This window comes from Enterobacter cloacae complex sp. 2024EL-00711, from assembly GCF_047529885.1.
GTDB lineage: Bacteria > Pseudomonadota > Gammaproteobacteria > Enterobacterales > Enterobacteriaceae > Enterobacter > Enterobacter ludwigii.
Genome location: NZ_JBLIZC010000005.1, coordinates 332,790 through 359,789 on the forward strand (window position 1 = coordinate 332,790; position 27,000 = coordinate 359,789).

A 27,000-nucleotide genomic window follows, 5' to 3' on the forward strand; every position below is an offset into this window, starting at 1 on the left:
AAGGATCTTACCCTGATGAAAAAAGTGCTCACACTCTCGATGCTTGCCTTGTGTGTTTCTCATGGCGCGGCGGCAGCCCAATACGCGCTCGATAACGACTCCATTGCCCTCTCGTTTGATGACGCCAGTTCAACGGTGGTAGTGAAAGACAAAACGGCTAACCATCCGCTCACGCCGCAGGAGCTGTTCTTTCTGACCCTGCCGGATGAGACCAAAATTCATACCGCAGACTTTACAATTAAGCATGTAGAAAAACAGGACAACGCGATTGTCATTGATTTCACCCGTCCGGATTTTAACGTGACGGTGAAGCTGAATCTGGTGAAGGGAAAATATGCCAGTATTGATTACACCATTGCGGCCGTCGGCCAGCCGCGAGAGGTGGCGAAAATCACCTTCTTCCCGACGAAAAAGCAGTCTCAGGCGCCGTACGTTGATGGCGCCATCAACAGCTCGCCCATTATTGCTGATTCGTTCTTTATCCTGCCGGATAAGCCAATCGTGAATACGTATGCCTATGAAGCGACGACCAATCTGAACGTGGAGCTGAAAACGCCGGTTCAGCCTGACGCGCCGGTCAGCTTTACCACCTACTTTGGTACGTTCCCAGAAACCAGCCAGCTGCGCCGTAGCGTAAACCAGTTTATCGACGCCGTGCGTCCACGGGCGTACAAACCCTATCTGCACTATAACAGCTGGATGGATATCGGCTTCTTTAACCCCTACACCGAACAGGATGTGCTGGGGCGGATGGATGAGTGGAATAAAGAATTTTTCACCGGACGCGGCGTGGCGCTGGATGCGTTCCTGCTGGACGATGGCTGGGACGATCGTACCGGACGCTGGCTGTTTGGCCCGGCCTTCAGCCACGGCTTTGGTAAGGTCAGGGAAAAAGCGGACAGTCTGCACAGCTCCGTCGGGCTGTGGCTCTCACCGTGGGGAGGTTATAATAAGCCGCGCGATATTCGCGTCTCCCACGCCAAAGAGTACGGCTTTGAAACGGTAGACGGAAAGCTGGCTCTCTCGGGCCCGCGCTACTTCAAAAACTTCAATGAGCAGATCATCAAGCTGATTAAAAACGAACATATCACCTCGTTTAAGCTCGACGGGATGGGCAACGCCAACTCACATATTACTGGTAGCCAGTTCGCGTCCGATTTTGATGCGTCTATCGCCCTGCTGCATAACATGCGCAGCGCAAACCCCAATCTGTTTATCAACCTGACGACCGGTACCGACGCCAGCCCGTCCTGGCTGTTCTATGCCGACTCCATCTGGCGTCAGGGGGATGACATCAACCTTTACGGCCCCGGCACGCCGGTACAGCAGTGGATGACCTACCGCGATGCTGAAACATACCGCTCTATTGTGCGTAAAGGCCCACTGTTCCCGCTGAACTCGCTGATGTACCACGGGATAGTTAGCGCGGAAAATGCCTATTACGGACTGGAGAAGGTGCAAACGGACAGCGATTTTGCCGATCAGGTCTGGAGCTACTTCGCCACAGGGACGCAACTGCAGGAGTTATATATCACGCCATCAATGCTGAATAAGGTGAAATGGGACACCCTGGCGCAGGCAGCAAAATGGGCGCGAAATAACGCCAGCGTGCTGGTGGATACGCATTGGATCGGTGGTGACCCGACGGCGCTTGAGGTTTACGGCTGGGCCTCCTGGAGCAAAGACAAAGCCATTCTGGGCTTGCGAAACCCGTCAGATAAGCCGCAAAGCTATTATCTGGATTTGGCAAAAGACTTTGAAATCCCAACAGGGGGCATGGCGCAGTTCAGTCTGAACGCCGTGTACGGCAGTAACACAAGCGCACCAGGAGAGTATCAAAAGGCCGTGGTGATTACGCTGCAGCCGCTGGAAACGCTGGTGTACGAGGCCATTCCCGCGAAGTAAAATAAACTGGCCCGGCGTGATTGCCGGGCCGATATATTACCCCTGCTGCTCCAGCGCATACTTATACAGTGCGTTTTTCTTCACGCCGTGGATCTCTGCCGCCAGCGCAGCCGCTTTCTTGAGCGGCAGTTCAGCCTGCAACAGCGCAAGTGTACGAAGCGCATCGGCAGGCAATGCGTCCTCCTGCGCCTTATGTCCTTCGACAATCAGCACCATCTCGCCCTTGCGGCGGTTTTCGTCTTCCTTCACCCACGCCAGCAGCTCTCCTACCGGTGCGCCGTGAATGGTTTCCCAGGTTTTGGTCAGCTCGCGTGCCAGCACCACGTAGCGGGCTTCCCCCCAGACGGTCACCATATCTTCCAGGCTTTCCAGCAGGCGATGCGTAGATTCGTAGAAAATCAGGGTGCGCGGTTCAGCTTCCAGCGCTTTTAACACGTCGCGGCGGCCTTTGGATTTGGCAGGCAGGAAACCTTCATAGCAGAAGCGGTCGGAAGGCAGACCCGCAGCGCTCAGCGCCGCGATAGCCGCACATGGGCCAGGCAACGGCACCACGCGGATCCCGGCTTCACGGCAGGTACGCACCAGATGGTAGCCGGGGTCGTTAATCAGCGGCGTACCCGCATCGGAGACCAGGGCAATGTTCTGCCCCTCTTTCAGCTTCGCCACCAGCGTTTCGGCTTTTTGTTGCTCATTGTGATCGTGTAACGCGAACAAACGCGCGCTAATGGCGAAGTGCTGGAGCAGTAAGCCTGTGTGTCGGGTATCTTCAGCGGCAATTAAATCAACAGCCTGCAATACGGTAAGCGCACGTTGGGTAATATCAGATAAATTCCCGATAGGAGTAGGTACAATATAGAGCTGGCCTTGAGAATTATCTGCCGTTTCGTGTTGTTTCATTGTTTCGTCCGTATTGCCGATTTAATATTGAGCATTGCGTAAAAAAAATCACTGGATACAGTATGGTACCGTTAACGTTTCTTCGAAAAAAAGCCACGCGCAGCGTGCCGCTCCTGCTGGCAGCCCTGATCTTTGCAGGCTGTGGCACCCAGGCACCCGACCAGAGCACCGCCCATTTGCAGGGTTCTGCTCAGGCTGACTCTGGCTTTTATCTGCAACAAATGTCGCAGAGTTCAAATGATACCAAGACCAACTGGCAATTACTCGCCATTCGTGCACTGCTGAAAGAGGGGAAAACCCAGCAGGCTGCCGAATTGTTCAACCAGTTGCCAAAAGATCTGAATGATGTTCAGCGTCGTGAGCAGAGCCTGCTCTCTGCCGAGCTGAAAGTCGCGCTGAAAGATTACGATGCCGCGAAAAAGATCCTCGGGGATATCGACGTGAGCGCGCTGGACAAAAATCAGCAGGCTCGCTTCTGGCAGGCGGGCATTACCGCTGAACAGGGCCGCCCTTCCCTGACGCTGCTCCGTGCGCTGATCGCCCAGGAGCCTCTGCTCGGCGGGGCTGATAAGCAGAAAAATATCGATGCCACGTGGCAGGCGCTGGCCTCTATGACGCAGGAGCAGGCGCGTGCACTGGTGATCAATGCAGATGAAAACGTCCTGCAGGGCTGGCTGGATCTGCAGCAGATGTGGTTTAACAACCGCAACGATCCGAAGATGCTGAAAGCCGGTATCACTGACTGGCAGACCCGCTACCCGCAGAATCCGGGCGCGAAAATGCTGCCGACGCAGCTGGTAAACGTGCAGAACTTTAAGCCGGCCTCGACCAGCAAGATTGCACTCCTTCTGCCCTTAAACGGTCAGGCGGCGGTATTCGGTCGCACTATTCAGCAGGGTTTTGAAGCCGCGAAAAACGGCACGACGCCAGTGACGGGCAGCGCAGTACCGACCCAGGCAGCACAGGCGGCAAACGTGAACGACGTGGTCAGCCCTTCCGCCGCTGAAACCAGTGACCTGACCACCGCGCAGACGCCGGCACAGGGAACGATGCAGAACCCGGTAACGGCCCCTACGACGGCAACGCCAGCGCCGGCTGAAACTCAAGCAGCTCCGGCGACTGACGCCGCGTCTGAACAACCTCAACCGCAGAACGTTCAGCCTGCACCGCCCGCCACGCCGGCGCCGGCTGAAACTCAAGCAGCCCCGGCGACTGACACCGCGTCTGAACAACCTCAACCGCAGAACGTTCAGCCTGCACCGCCCGCAGAACAAACGGCACAACCTGTCGCGCAAACACCGTCGGTGGCCACCACCAGCGCGAACCCGGGTGCTGAGCTGAAAATCTACGACACCAGTTCGAAGCCACTTGACCAGGTACTGGCGCAGGTTCAACAGGATGGTGCGAGCATCGTTGTCGGCCCGCTGCTGAAAAACAATGTCGAAGAGTTGATGAAGAGCAATACCACGCTGAACGTGCTGGCACTCAACCAGCCAGAGCAGGTTCAGAACCGTGCCAATATTTGCTACTTCGCGCTGTCGCCGGAAGATGAAGCCCGCGATGCGGCGCGTCATATTCACGAGCAGGGTAAACAGGCTCCGCTGTTGCTCATCCCACGCAGTACGCTGGGGGATCGCGTTGCTAATGCTTTTGCCGATGAGTGGCAGAAGTTGGGCGGCGGTATTGTGCTGCAGCAGAAATTCGGCTCCGCGTCTGAACTGCGCGCGGGCGTCAATGGCGGAGCGGGCATTGCCCTCAACGGCAGCCCGGTCAGCGCAAGCCTGCCGCAGCAGCAGAGTGTGACCATTGGCGGTCTGTCGATCCCTGCGCCACCCACCGACGCGCAGATCAGCGGTGGCGGTAAAGTGGATGCAGCGTATATCGTTGCCACCCCGCAGGAAATCGCCTTCATCAAACCGATGATTGCAATGCGTAACGGTAGCCAGAGCGGCGCAACGCTGTACGCCAGTTCACGCAGCGCGCAAGGTACCGCCGGCCCGGATTTCCGTCTGGAGATGGACGGCCTGCAGTACAGCGAGATTCCCATGCTCGCAGGCAGCAACCCGGCACTGATGCAGCAGGCGCTGAGCACCGTCCGCAACGACTACTCTCTGGCACGTCTGTATGCCATGGGTGTCGATGCCTGGGCGCTGGCGAACCACTTTACCCAGATGCGTCAGGTGCCGGGCTTTGAGCTTAACGGCAATACCGGCGATCTGACGGCCACTCAGGATTGTGTGATTAACAGGAAGTTATCATGGCTCAATTACCAGCAGGGGCAAATCGTCCCGGCCAGTTAAGCCGTAAAGAGACCGGTGACGCGTGGGAATTAAAAGCGCGTCGCTGGCTTGAAGGCAAAGGACTGCACTTTATCGCCGCTAACGTTCGCGGACGTGGCGGCGAAATCGACCTCATCATGAAAGACGGTGAGGTTATCGTGTTTGTAGAAGTTCGCTACCGACAGTCTTCCCGTTTTGGCGGCGCTGCCGCCAGCGTGACGCTCGCCAAACAACATAAATTATTACAGACTGCCCACTTGTGGCTTGCCCGCCATAATGGGAGTTTTGATACTGTGGATTGCCGGTTCGATGTGGTAGCCTTCACCGGCAATGCGATCGAATGGCTGAAAAACGCTTTTGGCGAAGACGCATAATTAAGATTTAAAAGGGATAACGTGCTCGAAAGAATTAAAGTGTGCTTCACTGAAAGCATCCAGACTCAGATTGCAGCGGCGGAAGCCCTTCCGGACGCTATCTCTCGTGCCGCCATGACGCTGGTGCAATCCCTGCTCAACGGCAACAAAATCCTCTGTTGTGGCAATGGCACTTCAGCCGCCAACGCACAGCATTTTGCTGCCAGCATGATCAATCGTTTTGAAACAGAACGACCGAGTTTACCCGCCATTGCACTTAATACCGATAATGTGGTCTTAACAGCGATTGCTAACGATCGTCTGCATGATGAGATTTACGCAAAGCAGGTGCGAGCCCTGGGTCATGCCGGAGATGTTCTGCTGGCAATCTCCACGCGCGGCAACAGCCGGGACATTGTCAAAGCCGTTGAAGCCGCCGTCACCCGCGACATGACTATCGTTGCCTTAACAGGCTATGACGGTGGTGAGCTGGCGGGTTTGCTTGGGCCGCAGGATGTGGAAATCCGCATTCCCTCTCACCGTAGCGCGCGCATTCAGGAGATGCATATGCTCACGGTGAACTGCTTATGCGATTTGATCGATAACACGCTTTTCCCTCACCAGGATGATTAAGGAGTTCTTATGAAGGCTTTATCGACCCTCGCAGTCCTTATGTCTGCATTACTGCTTCAGGGATGTATCGCTGCGGCTGTCGTGGGTACCGCCGCGGTTGGTACTAAAGCGGCAACCGACCCGCGTTCCGTAGGGACACAGGTCGATGACGGTACGCTGGAGCTGCGCGTCAACAGTGCGCTGTCGAAAGACGAACAAATCAAGAAAGAAGCGCGTATCAACGTCACGGCCTATCAGGGCAAAGTGTTGCTGACGGGCCAGTCGCCGAATACCGAACTCTCCAGCCGCGCAAAACAGATCGCAATGGGCGTTGAGGGCACCACGGAAGTCTTCAATGAAATCCGTCAGGGGCAGCCAATCAGCCTGGGTACCGCGTCGTCTGATACCTGGATCACCACCAAAGTACGCTCCCAGCTGCTGGGCTCGGACCAGGTGAAATCCTCAAACGTGAAAGTGACAACGGAAAACGGCGAAGTGTTCCTGCTGGGTCTGGTCACCGACCGTGAAGGAAAAGCGGCGGCCGATATCGCCAGCCGGGTGAGCGGCGTGAAACACGTCACCACCGCCTTCACCTACATCAAGTAACCAGAACGTCTGACAGAAAGCCCGGTAAGCGGTAACGCTACCGGGCTTTTTTTATACCAGTGCAATACTTCCTACCATCACTCCGCTCAGCGCCACCAGCCCCGCGGTCAGCCACAGCGCTTTCGCCGGGAAGGACTTACGCAACATGACAAGCGACGGCAGGCTGATTGCAGGCAGGGTAATCAGCAGCGCCAGTGCAGGCGCGGTGCCCATCCCGGCCAGCATCATGGTCTGAACAATGGGAATTTCAGCGGCCGTTGGGATCACGAACAGGCAACCGGCAACGGCCATTGCAACGACCCACAGCAGCGTGTTGTCGATAGCCCCGTCCGCATGCGGGAACAGCCAGACGCGCGCCGCGCCCAGCACCAGAACCGCCAGGATATAGACCGGGATGGTGCTCCAGAAAAGTTGCCACAGCGCCCTGCCCCAGCGCGCGAAGAAGCCGCCCTGCGGTTCGCTGATATCCACGTCAACTGGCGCAGGCGCTACGGTTTTGTCTTTCACCAGATGTTGCACCAGGGTCGCCACGACCAGCACCGTCAGCAGCCCGGCCACCAGACGAATAAAGGCGAAATGCCAGCCCAGCACAAAGCCCATAAACACCAGCGTCGCCGGGTTTAACAACGGGTTCCCCATCCAGAAAGCAAGCGCACCGCCCATCGAGACGCGCTGACGACGCATCCCGGCGGCCACAGGCGCTGCACAGCACGAGCACATCATGCCCGGCAGGGAGAAAAACGTCCCCAGCAGCGTACCCTGAAAGCGGGGCTGACCGAGGGTTTTCACCAGCCAGTGACGCGGGATAAGCACCTGAATCAGCGAGCCCAGCAGGACGCCCAGTACCGCGGCTTTCCAGACGGCAAGGAAATAGATCATGGCGTAATCCCACGCCGCCTGAAGCGGGCTGGAATCAGCCTGAGCGAGAATAGATTTTCCGATACTGTGCGTTTCGGCGGCCGTGAAGGCTTTACCGTAGTACGGCTGCCATTTCACATACCAGAGGCCGATGATGACCACGAGAAAGAAGAGCGCGGGCTTCCACCATTGAACAGGTGAAGCCGCCTGAGATGAAGACTGACCAGTCATAGCATTCCCCGGAGAGTAGTAGGTTATTAGCCGGGGGAGTTTACGCCTCGCCCTGTGCGATTTCACGCAGTTTTGCCGACGGGATGATATTCACGCCCTCCTGCGATGGCGAGAGCCCTTCTTTTAGCATCGCACGCGCCACGTCCGCTGCCTCAATGGATTTCCAGTTACCCGGCAGGATGCGGAACAGAGGCGCGAAAAACGATTCGTTAAAACGGCGTTCATCCCGATGCCCGAGCAGCATGGAGGGGCGAACAATGGTCAGTTGCTCCCACTTCTGGGCAATCAGCGCCTCTTCCATTTTGCCCTTCACCTTGTTGTAGAAAAAAGGTGACCCGGCATTGGCACCGAGCGAACTGATTACCACAAAATGTGTTGCCCCCAGCTTTTTAGCCGTCAGCGCCGTATCGACCACCAGCGTGTAGTCCGCATGCACAAAGGCCTCTTTACTGCCCGCTTCACGCAGCGTTGTACCGAGGCAGCAAAAGGCGATATCAACAGGATCCTGTACCTGCGCCAGTGCATCGGTAAGCTGCGGGTCGTGGGGGTTAAAGACGCCGGAGATATCCGCGAGAGGCCGACGCGTCGGGGCGGCAATATAGTTAACCCGATGCTCCTGAAGCAGCAGCCGCAGCAGATGTCCGCCCACCAGCCCGGTCGCGCCGGTAATCAGTACCTGACTCATCTCATCTCCCCTTTACAGAATTGTCCGTTTGCGAACTCAGCGTCGTCGACCACACTTAGAAGTCTGTTACAGGTAAGTATTTACCACAAGCGGAGAAAAATCTGTCTGAAGCCAAAACAACGGAGGAAGCATGGGCAAGAAAATCGCAGTCTTGATCACCGACGAGTTTGAAGATTCAGAATTCACCTCGCCAGCCGAGGCATTTCGCAAGGCAGGACATGAGGTCATCACCATTGAGAAAGAGGCGGGTAAAACGGTGAAAGGCCATAAGGGCGAAGCCAGCGTGACCATCGATGAAACCATCGATAACGTCAGCCCGTCAGATTTCGATGCCCTGCTGTTACCCGGCGGTCATTCACCGGATTCCCTGCGTGGGGATGAACGGTTCGTGACCTTCACGCGAGACTTTGTCTCGACGGGCAAACCGGTCTTTGCCATCTGCCACGGTCCGCAGCTGCTCATCAGCGCAGATGTCGTGCGCGGGCGTAAACTCACGGCCGTGAAACCGATCGTTATCGATCTGAAAAATGCAGGGGCTGAGTTTTACGATCAGGAGGTTGTGAACGACAAAGACCAGCTGATCACCAGCAGGACCCCGGACGATCTGCCCGCGTTTAACCGTGAAGCGCTACGCCTGCTCGGCGCGTAGCCAGTGAAGCTTTGTGCCAAAGCCCAGGGTGTTGTCGGTAAATTTCAGCTCATCAAGGCGGATTTCCCACACCGGAGCTTTTAGCGCAATGGCAACCGGAAAGCGGCGCGTGTAGCGTTTTCGCTGCGCGTCGCTCTCTTCTCCGTCCAGGCGGCGGATCTCCCCTTTAAACTGCAGGCCACGAATCAGCGCGACCGTTTTAGGCTGGCCGTTCACCGTGCCCGCCACCTTCGCCTGCGGACCCGACATTTGCGCATGACGGGTTTTATCCTCGCTCAGGACATAAAAGGCGACGCGCTCTGGATCGTAGTAATAAAACGCGTTTGCACACCACATTTCACCTTCGTCATACACGCACCAGGTGACGACATGCTGTTTTGCCAGCCAGCGGTTAATGGTGGTCAGAGTTTCCATTTTCGCTCTCTCTCATGCTAAGGTGCGTTCACCTTAACATACTGAATCTGTTTACCGTGTGCTGGTTTCTCTATCTTGTTCGTACCGCCGATAACGCCCTGTACACCGGGATCACTACCGATGTGGCGCGGCGTTTTCTGCAACATCAAACGGGGAAAGGTGCCAAAGCGCTGCGGGGGAAAGGGGAATTACAGCTCGCCTTTTCAGCGCCCGTTGGCGACAGATCGCTGGCGCTCAGAATGGAATACCGCATTAAGCAACTGACGAAGCGTCAGAAAGAGCGCCTCGTCACCGGAGACGGCTCCTTTGAGGCGCTTCGCGAGAGCCTGATTAAAAGCGATTGAAATGGTCGTGGTACTCAACCAGACCGTTCACACCGTTAAGCGCGTCATCCGCCAGACGGTGCACCTGGAAGGCGGATTCCGTTCCCGGCCAGCGGCAGCGGAGATCGTAATGCGCTGCCGGTTCAAAGCCTAAACGGCCATAGAACGTAGCATCCCCCAACGTCACCACGGCGGCATAGCCAAATTCGTTGAGCGAGTCCAGCCCTTCGTAAACCAGCTGGCGCGCCAGCCCCTGGCCGCGGTAGTGTTCATCAACCGCTAGCGGTGCCATTCCTACCCACTGTAGCTCTTCGCCCTGAACGGTAACCGGGCTGAAGGCAACGTAGCCCACCACCTGACCTTCGTCATCGGTGGCAACCAGCCCCAGCGTAATCAGGCCGTCTTCGCGGAGATCGTGGACCAGTTGCGCTTCGTCATCCCGCGCAAAAGAGCGGCGTAACAACGCATCGATACCCGGTGCATCAATCCCAATTTCGACTCGAATCAGCATGGCTCACCTACTGAAGTGTGTTTACTTTCCGGCGGGGTTTTCAGCCCCGCCTCAACGAAATCTGCCATTTGCATCAACATCACACGCAGCGCTTTCGGCATCTGCTCCAGCTCAATGGCATCCATTAAATTCTTCACGTACAGACCAAGTTCCGTATCGCCTTCGATAACCAGGCGGCGCTGGAAGAAGAGTGTGTCCGGATCCTGCTTACGCGCGGCGATCATCAGCAGATCGCTGGCGCTGGCGCTAAAGCTCACATCCGCCTCGGCGGACTCACGGACGATCAGTTGGTCATTCTCAACAGAGGTAAACCAGCGCAGCCCGATATCGTGGACGTCAATGCTTAACCAGCGCCCTTCCAGGAACGCCAGCTCACCGTCCTGCAGTGCCTGGCGGAATTGCCAGCTCAGCACCTGCTCCAGCACCTGGCGTTTAAGCGCGAACGGGGCCAGTTTTACCGGCACGCTCAGCATTGATGGACCAAATTGTACGAGACGTGAACGCAGTTTATCCAGCACGAGCTTTACTCCCTGATAGCTATAGTCCTGCTATTTTGCCATATCCGAAGCACAACATAGCGGCGTAAATCAACAAACTGTCGTCAGGTGTACCTCATTATTGGTGCCATCAATACGCCATTAGCTGCCTTAAATCAAAAATTGTCGCGTATGGGTTAATTAAAATCCCAGCTCGTTAACAAATTTGCGATCGACTACATCAGGATAAATTATGGAGCTGCTCTGCCCAGCCGGAAATCTTCCGGCGCTTAAGGCGGCCATCGAAAATGGGGCCGATGCGGTCTATATCGGGCTGAAAGATGATACCAACGCCCGCCATTTTGCTGGCCTCAACTTTACGGAGAAAAAGCTTCAGGAAGCCGTTACCTTCGTCCACCAGCACCGCCGCAAACTGCATATCGCCATCAATACCTTCGCCCATCCTGATGGCTACGTCCGCTGGCAACGCGCGGTGGATATGGCAGCACAGCTGGGCGCCGATGCGCTGATCCTCGCCGACCTCGCTATGCTTGAGTATGCGGCAGAACGCTATCCCCATATTGAGCGTCACGTCTCCGTTCAGGCATCTGCCACTAACGAAGAGGCGGTGCGTTTTTATCATCGTCACTTTGATGTTGCCCGCGTGGTGCTGCCACGCGTGCTCTCTATTCATCAGGTTAAGCAACTCGCGCGCGTCACGCCAGTACCACTGGAAGTTTTTGCCTTTGGCAGCCTGTGTATCATGGCCGAAGGCCGTTGCTATCTCTCTTCCTATTTAACCGGCGAGTCCCCCAATACCGTTGGGGCCTGCTCACCCGCCCGCTTTGTTCGCTGGCAACAGACGCCGCAGGGGCTGGAATCGCGCCTGAACGACGTGCTGATTGACCGCTATCAGGATGGCGAAAATGCCGGTTACCCGACGCTGTGCAAAGGCCGCTATCTGGTAGACGGCGAGCGTTACCACGCGCTGGAAGAGCCAACCAGCCTTAATACGCTGGAACTGCTGCCAGAACTGCTGGCCGCCAATATCGCCTCGGTGAAAATTGAGGGCCGCCAGCGCAGCCCGGCGTACGTAAGCCAGGTGGCGAAAGTCTGGCGCCAGGCTATCGATCGCTGCATGGCAGACCCGCAGAACTACGCACCGCAACCGGCGTGGATGGAGACACTCGGTGCGATGTCCGAGGGTACACAAACCACGCTTGGCGCGTATCACCGTAAATGGCAGTGAGATAATCATGAAATATTCATTAGGGCCGGTGCTCTACTACTGGCCAAAAGAGACGCTGGAAGATTTTTACCACCAGGCCGCGACCAGCAGCGCAGATGTGATTTACCTCGGGGAAGCGGTATGCAGCAAGCGCCGCGCCACCAAAGTGGGCGGCTGGCTGGATATGGCGAAAAGCCTCGCCGGAAGCGGTAAACAGGTGGTGCTCTCAACGCTCGCCCTCGTCCAGGCCTCCTCCGAACTGGGTGAACTCAAACGCTACGTAGAGAACGGTGAATTCCTGCTGGAAGCCAGCGATCTGGGCGTAGTGAACATGTGCGCCGAACGCAGGCTGCCGTTTGTCGCAGGCCATGCGCTGAACTGCTATAACGCCGTGACGCTGCGCCTGCTGCTTAAACAGGGGATGACGCGCTGGTGCATGCCGGTCGAACTCTCGCGCGACTGGCTGGCTAACCTGCTCAACCAGTGCGAAACACTGGGTATTCGCAATCAGTTTGAGGTGGAAGTGCTGAGCTATGGTCATCTGCCGCTGGCCTATTCTGCCCGCTGTTTCACCGCCCGCTCTGAAGACCGTCCGAAAGACGAGTGTGAAACCTGCTGCATCAAGTACCCGAACGGGCGCAGCATGCTGTCGCAGGAAAATCAGCAGGTGTTCGTCCTGAACGGTATCCAGACCATGAGCGGCTATGTGTATAACCTCGGCAATGAACTGGCGTCGATGAACGGTCTGGTCGACATGGTGCGCCTGTCACCGGTGGATACGGGCGTATTCGCCATGCTGGATGCCTTCCGCGCCAATGAAAACGGTGATGCTCCGCTGCCGTTAACCGCTAACAGCGACTGTAACGGCTACTGGAAACGCCTCCCCGGGTTGGTGTTACAGGGCTGAAGAAGAAATGTAAAAGCTCACTTTGTTAACAACGGTTATTAAATTTTAATGCACTATTAAAAGATTCACCGTCGACAAAGTGAGCTGTTATGACTGATAAAACCATTCCGTTTTCGGTGCTGGATCTGGCGCCGATCCCTCAAGGGTCCTCAGCACGAGAAGCCTTTACCCACTCTCTCGATCTCGCTCGCCTGGCAGAAAAACGCGGTTATCACCGTTACTGGCTGGCTGAGCACCACAATATGGTTGGTATCGCCAGTGCGGCGACCTCCGTGCTGATTGGTTACCTGGCGGCGAACACCACCACGCTGCACCTTGGCTCCGGTGGCGTGATGCTGCCGAACCACGCCCCGCTGGTGATTGCCGAGCAGTTTGGTACGCTGAATACCCTCTATCCTGGCCGTATCGACCTGGGTCTTGGCCGTGCGCCGGGCAGCGACCAGCCGACCATGCGCGCCCTGCGTCGCCATATGAGCGGCGACATCGATAACTTCCCGCGCGATGTGGCTGAACTGGTGGACTGGTTTGACGCGCGTGACCCTAACCCGCACGTGCGCCCGGTGCCAGGCTACGGTGAGAATATCCCGGTGTGGCTGCTGGGCTCAAGCCTGTACAGCGCGCAGCTTGCCGCGCAGCTGGGGCTGCCGTTCGCCTTTGCCTCACACTTCGCGCCTGATATGCTCCACCAGGCGCTTCACCTCTATCGCACAAACTTCAAACCTTCAGAGCGTCTGGAAAAACCGTATGCGATGGTGTGCATCAACATCGTTGCCGCCGACAGCAATCGCGATGCGGAATTCCTGTTCACCTCCATGCAACAGGCTTTTGTGAAGCTGCGTCGCGGTGAGACCGGCCAGCTGCCGCCGCCGGTGGAGAATATGCATCAGCTGTGGTCGGCATCCGAACAGTATGGCGTTCAGCAGGCGCTGAGCATGTCGCTGGTGGGGGATAAGGCAAAAGTGCGTCACGGGCTGGAGGCGGTGCTGCGTGAGACGCAGGCGGATGAAATTATGGTTAACGGCCAGATTTTCGATCATCAGGCACGCTTGCATTCGTTTGACCTGGCGATGCAGGTGAAAGAGGAAGTGTCAGGTTAGCGCGGTTTGTTCCCCTCTCCCGTCGGGAGAGGGTGACAGGTGGTGTTACTGATACACCGGCAGCAGGTTAAAACTCGACAGGACATGCACCAGCGCGTTGCCAATACCGAACACCAGAATCAGCGCAATCATCGGCTTTCCACCCCAGACGCGGAATTTCGGGCTGCCGAAGCGTTTACGTGATTTGCGTGCCAGCAGCGCAGGCACAATCGCCGCCCAGATGGTCGCCGCCAGCCCGGCATAGCCGATGGCATAGAGGAAACCATTCGGCCACAGCAGACCGCCAACAATCGGTGGCAGGAAAGTCAGCAGCGCGGTTTTAAAGCGCCCCATGGCAGAATCATCAAAACCAAACAGATCGGCCAGGTAGTCAAACAGGCCCAGCGTCACGCCGAGGAAAGAGCTCGCGACGGCAAAGTTAGAGAACACCACCAGCAGCAGATCCAGACTGCGGCTGTTCAGTACGCCGCTCAGCGCCTGTACCAGCACATCAATGTTACCGCCCTTCTGCGCAATGCCGATAAATTCAGGACGCGGGATATTGCCCATCGTCCCCAGCAGCCAAATCACGTACAGCGCCAGCGCCAGCAGCGTGCCGTAGATCAGGCACTTCACAATCGTGCGTGGATCTTTACCGTAATACTTCATCAGGCTCGGCACATTACCGTGGTAACCAAATGATGCGAGACAGAACGGCAGGGTCATCAGCAGGTACGGCGTGTAAGCGGTATTCGTCTCCGCCACGTTGAACAGCGTGGCCGGCGTAACGTGCCCAAGCAGGCTGCCGAAGGTCAGGAAGAAGGTGATCACCTTCGCGCCCAACACAATCGCCGTCATGCGGCTCACCGCTTTGGTGCTCATCCAGACGATAAACGCGACGCCAAGCGCGAAGCACAAGCCCGCCACTCTTGCCGGCACGTTCAGCGACAACTCCGAGAATGTGTGATGCAGAATGGAGCCACTCGCTGAGATGTACGCGTAAGTCAGGATGTAGAGCACAAAGGCAATGGAGAGGCCGTTTATCAGGTTCCAGCCTTTGCCTAACAGGTCTTTAGTGATGGTGTCGAAGCTGGAGCCAATGCGGTAGTTCAGGTTGGCTTCGAGGATCATCAGCCCGGAATGAAGCATACAGAACCAGGTAAACACCAGTGCCGCCAGCGACCAGAAGAACCACGCACCGGACATAACCACAGGCAGGGAGAACATCCCGGCACCAATGATGGTTCCGCCGATGATCACCACGCCGCCAAGCAGCGAAGGTGACGTTTGGGTGGTGGTAAGTGTCGCCATACAGCCTTTTCTCCAGTCAATAATGCGGTTATGCATGTTAATGTGCAGCACTGTACCAGTACAAGAGTACAAAAGGAATAAAAAAAGCCCCGACAGTGTTTATCGGGGCTGTATAGATTACTTTACGTCAGAAACGAAAGTCTTACGCGTCACCGAAACGACGACGAGCGGTACCTTCTTCACGACGTGGGCCACGGCTTTCGCGACGCTCGCCAGAGAAACGACGACCTTCGCCTGCGCCAGCGCGGTTGCCTTCGCTACGACCGCCTTCACGACGTTCGCCACCGAAACCACGACCACCGCCACGACGGTCAGTACGTGGCTGGGCATCGCCCATCAGCTGCATGTTCATCGGCTTGTTCAGGATGCGGGTACGAGTAAAGTGCTGCAGTACTTCGCCCGGCATGCCTTTTGGCAGCTCGATGGTAGAGTGAGATGCGAACAGCTTGATGTTACCGATGTAACGGCTGCTGATGTCGCCTTCGTTAGCGATCGCGCCAACGATATGACGAACTTCAACACCATCATCACGGCCCACTTCAATGCGGTACAGTTCCATTTCGCCAGCGTCACGACGCTCACGACGTGGACGCTCTTCGCCACTGCGCTCTGGACGGTCAGCACGTGGACCACGATCGTTACGGTCGCCACGACGTTCGAAACGCTCGTCACGGTCACGGAACTCACGCTTAGGACGCATCGGTGCATCTGGTGGCACGATCAGGGTACGTTCGCCCTGTGCCATTTTCAGCAGTGCTGCGGCCAGTGTTTCCATATCCAGCTCTTCGCCTTCAGCGGTAGGCTGAATCTGTGCCAGCAGCGCACGATACTGGTCCAGGTCGCTGCTTTCCAGCTGCTGCTGGACTTTCGCGGCGAATTTTTCCAGACGGCGTTTGCCCAGCAGTTCTGCATTTGGCAGTTCCGCTTCTGGAATGGTCAGCTTCATGGTGCGTTCAATGTTACGCAGCAGACGACGCTCGCGGTTCTCAACGAACAGCAGAGCACGACCTGCACGACCCGCACGACCGGTACGACCGATACGGTGAACGTAGGATTCGGAGTCCATTGGAATATCGTAGTTAACAACCAGGCTGATACGCTCAACGTCCAGACCACGTGCTGCCACGTCGGTTGCAATCAGGATATCCAGACGACCGTCTTTCAGGCGCTCCAGCGTCTGCTCACGCAGAGCCTGGTTCATGTCACCGTTCAGCGCTGCGCTGTTGTAGCCGCTACGCTCCAGCGCTTCAGCCACTTCCAGGGTCGCGTTTTTGGTACGAACGAAGATAATCGCCGCATCAAAATCTTCCGCTTCCAGGAAACGAACCAGCGCTTCGTTTTTACGCATACCGTATACAGACCAGTAGCTCTGGCTGATGTCCGGGCGAGTGGTCACGCTGGACTGAATGCGCACTTCCTGCGGCTCTTTCATGAAGCGGCGGGTAATGCGACGAATCGCTTCTGGCATGGTTGCAGAGAACAGAGCGGTCTGATGACCTTCCGGGATCTGCGCCATAATCGTTTCTACGTCTTCGATGAAGCCCATACGCAGCATTTCATCTGCTTCATCCAGTACCAGACCGCTCAGTTTAGAGAGGTCAAGAGTACCGCGCTTCAGGTGATCCAGCAGACGGCCCGGCGTACCGACAACAATCTGTGGACCCTGGCGCAGGGCACGTAACTGCACGTCATAACGCTGGCCACCGTAAAGGGCCACCACGTTTACGCCGCGCATATGTTTAGAGAAATCAGTCATAGCTTCTGCAACCTGAACAGCCAGTTCACGGGTTGGAGCCAGGACGAGGATCTGCGGTGCGCGCAGTTCCGGATCGATGTTGTGCAGCAGCGGCAGCGAGAACGCTGCGGTTTTGCCGCTACCAGTCTGGGCCATGCCCAGCACGTCACGACCAGACAACAGATGTGGGATACATTCTGCCTGGATCGGAGATGGTTTTTCGTAACCCAGATCGGTAAGGGCTTCAAGGATAGGAGCCTTCAGGCCCAGATCTGCAAAAGTGGTTTCGAATTCAGCCATGTAGTACGAGTGCCTCAATGTCAATGGCGGCCAGTCTACTTAGCTCATCGTGAAAATGATTAGCAATTTTCATTGAAAAGTGTGAACCGGCTCAAAGTAGATGTATTGACGAACAACAACGCCCTCACCAGTTAAGGTGATGGCAATCAAAAGATTACGGGCTGATGTTTATGTCGTCAGCTATTGCTGGTCCGATTCTGCCAGGTCGTCTTGCTCCTGGCCCAAGAGCGATAATTCCAACAATGCATAACGGTGCTCAACGAAGTTGTGTACGTTGTTAGCAACCGCTAATTTGAACAGTGCCGTAGCGCTGTCCTTATCCCCCAGACTTAGGTAGTACTTACCTAAATAGAAGTTGGTTTCACTGAGATGCTCAGCGAGCGAGGTGTTATCCGTTGCGTCCGCCTTGAGGCGTTCCATCAGCGTTGCTTCGCTAATGTTGCCCAGGTAGAACTCGACAATGTTCCATCCCCACTGTTCCTTGTCCGATTTATCGAAGCGCTGTTTCAGTGCTTCTTTTGCCTGCTTCTCATCGAGCTTCTGCTCAACGATGTATAGCCACAGACTGCGGAAAGGATCATTAGGATCGTCTTGATAAAACGCCAGCAGATCATCTTGCGCTAACTTATCACGACCGCCGTAATACAGGGCGATACCGCGATTCAAGTGCGCGTAGTTGTAAGTTGGATCAAGCTCAAGTACAGAATCAAACGCTTCATAGGCAGCATCAAAATTGCCTGCCTGCGTTAAATAAATGCCTAAGTAATTGAATACTTCAGGCATATCAGGTCGGATTGCCAGCGCTTGTGAGAAATCATTCCGCGCTAATGCCCTCAGACCGAGACTATCATACAACACTCCGCGCTCATATAAAAGCTGTGCGCGTTCGTCATCGGTTAAAGCCCGACTGGCAAGAATTTGTTCCATGCGTGCCAGAATCACTTCCTGCTGCAAAGTCGGTTGCAATGGCACTGCGAGGACTTCGCTCTTACGCCAGGCAGAGTTGCTGCATCCTGCCAGCGTTAAAGCTGTCGCAACGAAACACCAGCGCAAAAAAGGCTTCATTTCCCACTCCCGAAGACAACTATTGGATGAACGTCCTGTCCCCCGGCGGCTTAACAAGGCGTCCTGCCTGATAATAGGCCCTCCGCCGAAGCGGAGGGCAAATGCAACACTTACTCGCCTTGCTGTTCTGCTGCCGATGCTTCTGGCGCAGCAGCCGGCTGAGACTGCTCGGTTGCTTCTTTAATGCTCAGACGGATACGGCCCTGGCGGTCAACTTCCAGAACTTTAACCGGGACTTCCTGACCCATCTGCAGGTAATCGGTCACTTTCTCAACGCGCTTGTCAGCGATTTGAGAGATGTGAACCAGACCTTCTTTACCGCCACCGATGGCAACGAACGCGCCAAAGTCAACGATACGGGTCACTTTACCATTGTAGATACGGCCCACTTCGATTTCTGCAGTAATTTCTTCGATGCGACGAATAGCGAATTTCGCTTTCTCGCCGTCGGTCGCTGCAATTTTCACCGTACCGTCATCTTCGATTTCGATAGTGGTGCCAGTCTCTTCGGTCAGAGCACGGATAACGGAACCGCCCTTACCGATAACATCTTTGATCTTGTCTGGATTGATCTTGATGGTGTGGATACGCGGAGCGAACTGAGAAATGTCGCCACGTGGCGCGTTGATCGCCTGTTCCATCACGCCCAGGATGTGCAGACGAGCACCTTTAGCCTGGTTCAGCGCAACCTGCATGATCTCTTTGGTGATGCCTTCAATTTTGATATCCATCTGCAGCGCAGAGATACCGTCGCGGGAACCCGCAACTTTGAAGTCCATATCGCCCAGGTGGTCTTCGTCGCCCAGAATGTCAGACAGAACAACAAAGTTCTCGCCTTCTTTCACCAGGCCCATTGCGATACCCGCAACGGCGGCTTTGATTGGCACGCCTGCATCCATCAGCGCCAGAGATGCGCCACACACGGAAGCCATGGAAGAAGAACCGTTAGATTCGGTGATTTCAGAAACCACACGAACGGTGTACGGGAATTTGTCAGCATCCGGCATCACTGCCAGCACACCACGCTTCGCCAGACGACCGTGACCAATTTCACGACGCTTAGGCGAACCCACCATACCGGTTTCACCTACGGAGTATGGAGGGAAGTTGTAGTGGAACAGGAAGCTGTCAGTACGCTCGCCCATCAGTTCGTCGATGTTCTGCGCGTCACGTGCTGTCCCCAGGGTCGCGGTAACCAGCGCCTGCGTTTCGCCACGGGTGAACAGTGCAGAACCGTGAGTACGTGGCAGAACGCCAGTACGCACGTCCAGGCCACGGATCATGTCTTTTTCGCGGCCATCGATACGCGGCTCACCCGCCAGGACGCGGCTACGAACCACGTTTTTCTCGATAGCGTGCAGAATTTCGCTCAGCTCGTTAGCATCCAGCGTTTCGTCTTCAGCAATCAGCGTTGCGATAGTTTCGTCTTTGATCACGTCAACCTGAGCATAACGCTCCTGTTTGTCGGTGATGCGATAAGCATCGCTCAGACGAGATTCAGCCAGCGCAGCAACGCGTGCATTCAGCGCGTCGTTGACGGCTTCAGGCTGCCAGTCCCAACGTGGTTTGCCCGCTTCTTTAACCAGATCGTTGATGTTCTGAATAACGATCTGCTGCTGATCGTGGCCAAAGACCACCGCGCCCAGCATCTGGTCTTCGCTCAGCAGTTCAGCTTCGGATTCAACCATCAGCACAGCCGCTTCAGTACCAGCAACAACCAGGTCCAGCTTACTTTCTTTCAGCTCTTCCTGCGTTGGGTTCAGCACGTACTGGTCGTTGATGTAACCAACGCGTGCAGCACCAATTGGGCCATTGAATGGAATACCAGACAGTGACAGGGCCGCGGAAGCACCGATCATCGCAACGATATCCGGGTTAACCTGTGGGTTAACGGAAACAACGGTCGCGATAACCTGCACTTCGTTCACGAAGCCTTCCGGGAACAGCGGACGAACCGGGCGGTCAATCAGACGCGCAATCAGGGTTTCGCCTTCGCTTGGACGGCCTTCACGACGGAAGAAGCCACCCGGAATTTTACCGGCAGCGTAGGTACGCTCCTGGTAGTTAACGGTCAGTGGGAAGAAGTCCTGACCTGGTTTTGCTTTTTTCTGGCCAACTACGGTTACGAATACCGCAGTGTCATCCATGCTTACCATAACGGCAGCAGTAGCCTGACGTGCCATCATGCCGGTTTCCAGCGTGACGGTGTGTTGACCATACTGGAATTTACGAACGATCGGATTCAGCAAAGTTCTGTCCTTTCTTAAATGTATGACAGCACACCACCGGTGTGCTGACGATTTAACCCGACCTTCTTCGCATCCTCGCGACTAATGACAACCAACACCCCCATGGGTGAAGCCTCTCATTAGCCGCGCGAACCTCTGCAATGAAGATCATTTATAGCAACAATACAATAGTTTCCAGTGAATTGCTGCCGTCTGGTTGAAAAAAGGGGCCATCAGGCCCCCTTTTCTGAAACTCGCAAGACTTAGCGACGCAGACCCAGACGCTCGATCAGCGCGGAGTAACGTGCAACATCTTTACGTTTCAGGTAGTCGAGCAGTTTACGACGCTGAGAAACCATACGCAGCAGACCACGACGGCTGTGGTGATCTTTTTTGTGCTCTGCAAAGTGACCCTGCAGGTGGTTAATCTGTGCAGTCAGCAGTGCAACCTGAACTTCGGTAGAACCGCTGTCGTTAGTACCACGACCAAACTCAGAAACGATTTTAGCTTTAGCTTCAACGCTTAGAGACATTTTCAAACTCCAGAATATAAAGAATGTAAGGATGCCGATCTCTAATTCAGCAATCCCAGTATACGTCCCGCAATATGTTAAACAATTTGCCGAACGTTAAGCCGCGATATTCTACTCGTCTCCCCTGCTTATCGCAAGGCGAGCCGTTATCGCTATCAGGCTTCAACCGGATACTCAACGACCAGGCGACGCGGCGCGACGCGCCCTTCGCCATCCATTTCACCCATGCCGATAAACTTACCTTCATCCCCCTCGGTCACGCGTACCAGACCTTCAGAAGGAGCACTGGTGGTACGAACCGGGTTTCCGTTCTTAAAGTAAACGGAGGATGTTAAAGGAAGATTAACAACCGGGAAATCGGCCGCCGGGCTGTCCATTGGCATCAGCAGCGGATCGAGCAAATCGGCCGGCGCAATCTCCTGCGCTTCCGCCTGCTCAACCAACTCGCGCAGATGTTCAAGGGTGACCATTCGCTCAACCGGGTACGTGCTCACGGCCAGGCGACGCAGGTAAATCACGTGCGCACCGCAGCCCAGTTTTTCACCCAGGTCGTCGATGATGGTACGAATATAGGTGCCTTTCGAACAGTGAACTTCCAGCTCCAGCTCATCGCCTTCGTGACGAATAAAGAGCAGTTCGTACACGGTAATCGGACGGGGTTCACGAGGAACGTCAATGCCCTGGCGTGCATATTCGTACAGTTTTTTACCCTGGTACTTCAGCGCCGAATACATTGACGGTACCTGCAGCGTGTCGCCACGGAAACTTTCCAGCGCGGCATCAAGTTGCTCCGCGCTGAAGGTCACCGGACGCTCTTCTACCACCTGACCATCGGCATCGGAGGTGTCCGTGCGCTGGCCTAATCGGGCGATGACCCGATAGCGCTTATCGGAGTCCAGCAGGTACTGGGAAAACTTTGTCGCTTCCCCCAGGCAGATCGGCAGCATGCCGGTCGCCAGCGGATCGAGCGCGCCCGTGTGGCCCGCACGGTTGGCGTTAAAAATACGCTTAACTTTTTGCAGCACGTCGTTGCTGGAAGCGCCCTGGGGTTTGTCCAGCAGCAGCACACCATGCACGTCGCGACCGCGACGACGAGGACGACTCATTAGTCCTCCTTGCTGTCGTCCGTTGGGTTAACACGACGTTCGTCGTCATGTTTCACCACGCTGGTCACCAGGTTCGACATGCGCATACCTTCGACCAGAGAGTTGTCGTAGAAGAAGGTCAGCTCAGGCACGATACGCAGACGCATCGCTTTGCCGAGCAGAGAGCGGATGTAGCCAGAGGCTTCCTGCAGCGCTTTAATGCCGTTTTTTACCGCGGCTTCGTCCTGATCGTTCAGGAAAGTCACGAACACTTTGGCATACGCCAGGTCACGGGACATTTCCACGCCGGACACGGTGGTCATCACACCCACGCGTGGATCTTTAATTTCACGTTGCAGGATGAGAGCGATCTCTTTCTGCATTTCTTGCGCTACGCGCTGCGGGCGACCAAATTCTTTCGCCATAATAAATTCTCCAGACAAAAAAGGGGCAAAAAGCCCCTTTTAAAATTATTACCGGGTGGCGCTTTGCTTACCCGGCCTGCATCGATGATTAAGCAATCGTACGCTGAATTTCGATGATCTCGAACACTTCGATCATGTCGCCAACGCGAACGTCGTTGTAGTTCTTCACGCCGATACCACATTCCATGCCGTTACGGACTTCGTTAACGTCATCTTTGAAGCGGCGCAGGGATTCCAGCTCGCCTTCGTAGATAACCACGTTGTCACGCAGTACGCGGATCGGGTTGTGACGTTTGATGATACCTTCGGTAACCATACAGCCCGCGATCGCACCAAATTTCGGTGATTTGAACACGTCACGCACTTCAGCCAGACCGATGATCTGCTGTTTCAGCTCTGGAGACAGCATGCCGCTCATCGCAGCTTTCACTTCGTCGATCAGGTTATAGATGACGGAGTAGTAACGCAGATCCAGACTTTCAGCATCAATCACTTTACGTGCAGACGCGTCAGCACGTACGTTGAAGCCGACCAGGATTGCATTCGATGCAGCAGCCAGGGTGGCGTCGGTTTCGGTGATACCCCCTACGCCAGAACCGATGATCTTCACTTTCACTTCGTCAGTAGACAGTTTCAGCAAGGAGTCGGAGATCGCTTCCACAGAACCCTGAACGTCGGCTTTCAGAACGATGTTCACTTCGTGAACTTCGCCTTCGGTCATGTTCGCAAACATGTTCTCGAGTTTAGATTTCTGCTGACGAGCCAGTTTAACTTCACGGAATTTGCCCTGACGATACAGTGCAACTTCACGCGCTTTCTTCTCGTCACGTACGACGGTCACTTCATCGCCCGCAGCCGGCACACCGGACAGGCCCAGGATTTCCACTGGAATGGACGGACCTGCTTCCAGAACTTCCTGACCCAGTTCGTTACGCATCGCACGAACACGACCGTATTCGAAACCACACAGAACGATATCGCCTTTATGCAGCGTACCTTCACGAACCAGAACGGTTGCAACCGGACCACGACCTTTATCCAGGAAGGATTCGATAACCGCGCCGCTCGCCATACCTTTACGAACCGCTTTCAGCTCCAGAACTTCAGCCTGCAGCAGGATAGCGTTCAGCAGGTCGTCGATACCGGTACCGGCTTTCGCAGATACAGGGATGAACTGCGCTTCACCGCCCCACTCTTCCGGCATAACACCGTACTGGGAGAGTTCGTTTTTAACGCGATCCATGTCAGCTTCTGGCTTATCGATCTTGTTCACTGCAACCACCAGAGGCACCTGCGCCGCTTTCGCGTGCTGGATAGCTTCAATGGTCTGTGGCATCACGCCGTCATCTGCAGCAACAACCAGTACAACGATATCCGTTGCCTGAGCACCACGAGCACGCATAGAGGTAAACGCTGCGTGGCCCGGGGTATCCAGGAAGGTGATCATGCCGTTGTCGGTTTCTACGTGGTACGCACCGATGTGCTGGGTAATACCACCCGCTTCACCGGAGGCCACTTTCGTCGAACGAATGTAGTCGAGCAGAGAGGTTTTACCGTGGTCAACGTGACCCATGATGGTCACTACAGGCGCGCGCGGTTCTGCCGCTGCGCCGGTGTCACGGTCGCTCATTACTGCTTCTTCCAGCTCGTTTTCACGACGCAGGATAACTTTGTGGCCCATCTCTTCGGCTACCAGTTGCGCAGTTTCCTGGTCGATAACCTGGTTGATGGTGGCCATTGCGCCCAGTTTCATCATCGCTTTGATGACCTGAGAGCCTTTAACCGCCATTTTGTTGGCCAGATCGCCAACGGTGATGGTTTCACCAATCACTACGTCACGGTTAACAGCCTGAGCTGGCTTCTGGAAGCCCTGCTGCAGTGCGGAACCTTTACGCTTGCCGCCTTTACCACCGCGGATCGCTGCACGTGCTTCTTCACGGTCAGCTTTAGATTCAGCGTGCTTGTTGCCTTTTTTGGCTGGGCGAGCAGCTTTGGTGCTGCGAGTACGGCCACGACCACCTTCAACTTCACGGTCGTTATCGTCTTCTGCCTGGCGCGCATGCTGAGAAGTGGTGACGTGATAATCGCTGGTGTCTTCAGACGCTTCAGCAGGGTTCACACCGTTCTTCTCGTTTTCTTCAGCCATACGGCGCGCTTCTTCAGCTACACGGCGAGCTTCTTCTTCAAGCTTGCGGCGGGCTTCTTCTTCCGCTTTACGCTTCAGCTCGGCAGCTTCATTTTCACGGCGGGCTTTTTCAGCCTGGGCGGTTTTTGTCATTTCGTCGGTCTGTTGATTGCTCACTTTGTCTTTTTCCGCAGCTTCACGCTTCACTTTATCACTTGCGTCGCGTTTCGCTTTTTCTGCGGCCTCACGTTCAGCTTTTAATTCTGCTTCACGTTTGGCAGTCGCTTCTGCCTCACGCTGAGCTTGTTCTTCCGCTTCACGCTGTGCCTGCTCTTCCGCAGCAAGGCGTTCTGCCTCTTGCGGATCACGTTTTACAAAGGTGCGTGTCTTGCGGACTTCAATTTGTACCGATTTGCTTTTACCACCGGTACCAGGGATATTCAACGTGCTACGCGTTTTGCGCTGCAGCGTCAGCTTGTCAGGCGTCGAACCGTGTTCACGGTTCAGGTGCGCTAACAAGGTTTGTTTTTCTTGCGCGTTCACCGAGTCATCAGCGGACTTCGGGATCCCTGCATCAGCAAATTGCTGTACCAGGCGGTCCACGGAGGTCTGAATCTCGGCAGCCAGCGATTTTACAGTTACATCAGTCATGCTGTTCCTTCCTGCTACAGTTTATTACGCTTCGTCGCCGAACCAGCAAATATTACGTGCGGCCATGATGAGTTCGCCGGCTTTCTCGTCGGTTAAACCTTCGATATCGGCCAGGTCATCAACGCCTTGCTCAGCGAGATCTTCCAGCGTACAAACACCACGGGCAGCCAGCTTGAACGCAATCGCACGATCAAGACCTTCCAGATTCAGCAGGTCATCAGCCGGCTTCTTATCGCCAAGGCTTTCTTCCTGAGCCAGTGCCAGGGTGGTCAGTGCGTTTTTAGCGCGTTCACGCAGGGCTTCAACGGTGGCTTCATCAAGACCGTCGATTTCCAGCAGCTCTTTCATTGGCACATAGGCCAGTTCTTCAAGGGTAGAGAAACCTTCTTCAACCAGAACAGTGGCGAAATCTTCGTCAATATCCAGGTATTTCGTGAAGGTATCGATCGCCGCATGGGCTTCAGCCTGATGCTTAGCCTGCAGGTCATCAACGGTCATTACGTTGAGTTCCCAGCCGCTCAGCTGTGACGCCAGGCGTACGTTCTGACCGTTACGGCCGATTGCCTGCGCCAGGTTGCCCGCTTCAACAGCGATATCCATGGTGTGTTTGTCTTCGTCAACAACGATAGACGCCACATCCGCCGGAGCCATTGCGTTAATCACGAATTGCGCCGGGTTGTCGTCCCACAGGACGATATCGATACGCTCACCGCCCAGTTCGGTAGAAACCGCCTGAACACGCGCACCGCGCATACCTACGCAAGCACCGACCGGGTCGATACGCTTGTCGTTGGTTTTCACCGCGATTTTCGCGCGTGAACCCGGATCGCGGGCAGCCGCTTTAATCTCGATAACTTCTTCGCCGATTTCCGGTACTTCGATACGGAACAGTTCAATCAGCATCTCTGGCTTGGAACGGGTCACAAACAGCTGTGCACCACGCGCTTCAGGGCGTACGGCATACAGAACGCCACGAATACGGTCACCCGGGCGGAAGTTTTCACGCGGCAGCATGTCTTCACGCAGGATAACGGCTTCAGCGTTACCTGGCAGCCCTTCCGATTTGATTTCCAGAGAGATGTTGTCGCGGTTTACTTTCTTCACCACGCCGGTAATGATCTCACCTTCCTGATCGCGGAACTGATCGACAACCAGCGCGCGCTCAGCTTCACGGACTTTCTGGACGATAACCTGTTTTGCGGTTTGCGTGGTGATACGGTCGAAGGTGACAGATTCAATCTGATCTTCAACATAGTCACCCACGTTCAGGCTTTCGTCTTCAAAACGCGCCGCTTCCAGGGTGATCTCTTTCGTCGGCTGGGTCACCTCTTCAACGATTACCCAACGACGGAATGTATCGAAGTCACCGCTTTTACGATCGATTTCTACGCGAACATCGATCTCTTGTTCGTATTTTTTCTTGGTTGCTGTAGCCAGTGCACTTTCCAGCGCTTCGAAAATCTTCTCACGCGGCAGTGATTTCTCGTTGGAGACGGCTTCAACAACAGCCAAAATTTCTTTGTTCATCGCGG

General features: G+C 55.4%; 26 protein-coding genes. 10 read left to right on the forward strand and 16 right to left on the reverse strand.

The genetic code is table 11. From position 1 onward, the window contains the following. The first annotated feature begins 15 nt into the window (after positions 1-15). Positions 16-1,905, forward strand: a complete 1,890-nt coding sequence (locus tag ACMVME_RS16320) for an enterotoxin (protein ID WP_251858914.1) — start codon at positions 16-18, stop codon at positions 1,903-1,905. A 36-nt stretch (positions 1,906-1,941) separates the two neighbouring features. On the opposite strand, the gene rsmI is transcribed toward ACMVME_RS16320, so the two are convergent. Then, positions 1,942-2,802, reverse strand: a complete 861-nt coding sequence (gene rsmI / locus ACMVME_RS16325) for a 16S rRNA (cytidine(1402)-2'-O)-methyltransferase (RefSeq protein ID WP_014171761.1) — start codon at positions 2,800-2,802, stop codon at positions 1,942-1,944. 62 nt (positions 2,803-2,864) lie between these two features. On the opposite strand from rsmI, the gene ACMVME_RS16330 reads away from it, so the two are divergent. The 4 genes from ACMVME_RS16330 to dolP are packed head-to-tail and all read left to right on the forward strand — an operon-like array spanning position 2,865 to position 6,652. Next, on the forward strand, positions 2,865-5,102 hold the full coding sequence (locus ACMVME_RS16330) for a penicillin-binding protein activator (protein ID WP_251858913.1): 2,238 nt from the start codon (positions 2,865-2,867) through the stop codon (positions 5,100-5,102). Next, a complete protein-coding gene (locus ACMVME_RS16335; protein WP_251858912.1) occupies positions 5,060-5,455 on the forward strand; it encodes a YraN family protein in 396 nt (131 codons plus the stop codon). The genes ACMVME_RS16330 and ACMVME_RS16335 overlap by 43 nt, the downstream gene beginning before the upstream one ends. A 21-nt stretch (positions 5,456-5,476) precedes the next feature. Continuing rightward, entirely contained in the window at positions 5,477-6,067 is a 591-nt protein-coding gene (gene diaA / locus ACMVME_RS16340; protein WP_003861754.1) for a DnaA initiator-associating protein DiaA, read from the forward strand. Between the two features lie 9 nt (positions 6,068-6,076). After that, positions 6,077-6,652, forward strand: coding sequence for a division/outer membrane stress-associated lipid-binding lipoprotein (gene dolP, locus ACMVME_RS16345; RefSeq protein ID WP_014171764.1), 576 nt, complete (start codon positions 6,077-6,079; stop codon positions 6,650-6,652). 51 nt (positions 6,653-6,703) lie between these two features. Here the strand turns inward: dolP and ACMVME_RS16350 are convergent, their stop codons facing one another. Together ACMVME_RS16350 and ACMVME_RS16355 are read right to left on the reverse strand one after the other, a co-directional pair. Next, positions 6,704-7,741, reverse strand: a complete 1,038-nt coding sequence (locus ACMVME_RS16350) for a permease (RefSeq protein ID WP_251858911.1) — start codon at positions 7,739-7,741, stop codon at positions 6,704-6,706. Between the two features lie 40 nt (positions 7,742-7,781). Further along, the gene (locus ACMVME_RS16355) at positions 7,782-8,426 is read right to left on the reverse strand and encodes an NAD(P)H-binding protein (RefSeq protein ID WP_020883547.1); all 645 of its coding nucleotides are present in this window, start codon (positions 8,424-8,426) and stop codon (positions 7,782-7,784) included. A 130-nt stretch (positions 8,427-8,556) separates the two neighbouring features. Between ACMVME_RS16355 and ACMVME_RS16360 the strand changes: the two genes are divergently transcribed. After that, entirely contained in the window at positions 8,557-9,075 is a 519-nt protein-coding gene (locus ACMVME_RS16360; RefSeq protein WP_014171767.1) for a type 1 glutamine amidotransferase domain-containing protein, read from the forward strand. Here ACMVME_RS16360 and ACMVME_RS16365 read toward each other — a convergent pair. After that, a complete protein-coding gene (locus tag ACMVME_RS16365; protein WP_020883546.1) occupies positions 9,055-9,489 on the reverse strand; it encodes a YhbP family protein in 435 nt (144 codons plus the stop codon). The two genes, ACMVME_RS16360 and ACMVME_RS16365, sit on opposite strands and share 21 nt — an antisense overlap. Positions 9,490-9,503: 14 nt before the next feature. On the opposite strand from ACMVME_RS16365, the gene ACMVME_RS16370 reads away from it, so the two are divergent. Next, a complete protein-coding gene (locus ACMVME_RS16370) occupies positions 9,504-9,833 on the forward strand; it encodes a GIY-YIG nuclease family protein (protein WP_014171769.1) in 330 nt (109 codons plus the stop codon). On the opposite strand, the gene ACMVME_RS16375 is transcribed toward ACMVME_RS16370, so the two are convergent. Both ACMVME_RS16375 and ubiT read right to left on the reverse strand, forming a co-directional pair. Continuing rightward, positions 9,820-10,323, reverse strand: coding sequence for a GNAT family N-acetyltransferase (locus ACMVME_RS16375; RefSeq protein WP_020883545.1), 504 nt, complete (start codon positions 10,321-10,323; stop codon positions 9,820-9,822). The two genes, ACMVME_RS16370 and ACMVME_RS16375, sit on opposite strands and share 14 nt — an antisense overlap. Then, positions 10,317-10,841 carry a ubiquinone anaerobic biosynthesis accessory factor UbiT gene (ubiT, locus tag ACMVME_RS16380; protein ID WP_032679042.1) on the reverse strand — a complete coding sequence of 175 codons (525 nt, stop codon included), beginning with the start codon at positions 10,839-10,841 and terminating at the stop codon, positions 10,317-10,319. Before ubiT ends, ACMVME_RS16375 begins: the two co-directional genes overlap by 7 nt. Positions 10,842-11,052: 211 nt before the next feature. Here ubiT and ubiU point away from each other — a divergent pair, with 211 nt between their 5' ends. From ubiU to ACMVME_RS16395, 3 genes are all read left to right on the forward strand, one after another. Continuing rightward, entirely contained in the window at positions 11,053-12,048 is a 996-nt protein-coding gene (gene ubiU, locus ACMVME_RS16385) for a ubiquinone anaerobic biosynthesis protein UbiU (protein WP_047956158.1), read from the forward strand. A 7-nt stretch (positions 12,049-12,055) separates the two neighbouring features. Further along, on the forward strand, positions 12,056-12,934 hold the full coding sequence (locus ACMVME_RS16390) for a U32 family peptidase (RefSeq protein WP_251858910.1): 879 nt from the start codon (positions 12,056-12,058) through the stop codon (positions 12,932-12,934). 89 nt (positions 12,935-13,023) lie between these two features. After that, on the forward strand, positions 13,024-14,031 hold the full coding sequence (locus ACMVME_RS16395; RefSeq protein WP_250369200.1) for a luciferase-like monooxygenase: 1,008 nt from the start codon (positions 13,024-13,026) through the stop codon (positions 14,029-14,031). Positions 14,032-14,076: 45 nt separating this feature from the next. Here ACMVME_RS16395 and mtr read toward each other — a convergent pair whose 3' ends face one another. The 10 genes from mtr to nusA form a co-directional block, all read right to left on the reverse strand. Beyond that, on the reverse strand, positions 14,077-15,321 hold the full coding sequence (mtr, locus tag ACMVME_RS16400; RefSeq protein WP_025202927.1) for a tryptophan permease: 1,245 nt from the start codon (positions 15,319-15,321) through the stop codon (positions 14,077-14,079). Between the two features lie 142 nt (positions 15,322-15,463). After that, the gene (locus tag ACMVME_RS16405) at positions 15,464-17,356 is read right to left on the reverse strand and encodes a DEAD/DEAH family ATP-dependent RNA helicase (protein WP_138614685.1); all 1,893 of its coding nucleotides are present in this window, start codon (positions 17,354-17,356) and stop codon (positions 15,464-15,466) included. Beyond that, positions 17,349-17,429 carry a protein YrbN gene (gene yrbN / locus ACMVME_RS16410; protein ID WP_100122156.1) on the reverse strand — a complete coding sequence of 27 codons (81 nt, stop codon included), beginning with the start codon at positions 17,427-17,429 and terminating at the stop codon, positions 17,349-17,351. The genes ACMVME_RS16405 and yrbN overlap by 8 nt, the downstream gene beginning before the upstream one ends. 107 nt (positions 17,430-17,536) lie before the next feature. Further along, positions 17,537-18,421, reverse strand: coding sequence for a lipoprotein NlpI (nlpI, locus tag ACMVME_RS16415; RefSeq protein ID WP_013098912.1), 885 nt, complete (start codon positions 18,419-18,421; stop codon positions 17,537-17,539). Between the two features lie 110 nt (positions 18,422-18,531). Beyond that, entirely contained in the window at positions 18,532-20,670 is a 2,139-nt protein-coding gene (gene pnp, locus ACMVME_RS16420; protein WP_014171780.1) for a polyribonucleotide nucleotidyltransferase, read from the reverse strand. Positions 20,671-20,912: 242 nt separating this feature from the next. Continuing rightward, on the reverse strand, positions 20,913-21,182 hold the full coding sequence (gene rpsO, locus ACMVME_RS16425; RefSeq protein ID WP_013098914.1) for a 30S ribosomal protein S15: 270 nt from the start codon (positions 21,180-21,182) through the stop codon (positions 20,913-20,915). A 155-nt stretch (positions 21,183-21,337) separates the two neighbouring features. Beyond that, positions 21,338-22,288 carry a tRNA pseudouridine(55) synthase TruB gene (gene truB / locus ACMVME_RS16430; RefSeq protein WP_014171782.1) on the reverse strand — a complete coding sequence of 317 codons (951 nt, stop codon included), beginning with the start codon at positions 22,286-22,288 and terminating at the stop codon, positions 21,338-21,340. Next, positions 22,288-22,692 carry a 30S ribosome-binding factor RbfA gene (gene rbfA, locus ACMVME_RS16435; RefSeq protein ID WP_014171783.1) on the reverse strand — a complete coding sequence of 135 codons (405 nt, stop codon included), beginning with the start codon at positions 22,690-22,692 and terminating at the stop codon, positions 22,288-22,290. Before rbfA ends, truB begins: the two co-directional genes overlap by 1 nt. A gap of 88 nt (positions 22,693-22,780) precedes the next feature. Then, a complete protein-coding gene (infB, locus tag ACMVME_RS16440; protein WP_014171784.1) occupies positions 22,781-25,468 on the reverse strand; it encodes a translation initiation factor IF-2 in 2,688 nt (895 codons plus the stop codon). A 24-nt stretch (positions 25,469-25,492) separates the two neighbouring features. Next, complete coding sequence (gene nusA / locus ACMVME_RS16445) at positions 25,493-26,995, reverse strand: transcription termination factor NusA (protein ID WP_014171785.1); 1,503 nt, start codon at positions 26,993-26,995, stop codon at positions 25,493-25,495. Positions 26,996-27,000: the final 5 nt, after the last annotated feature.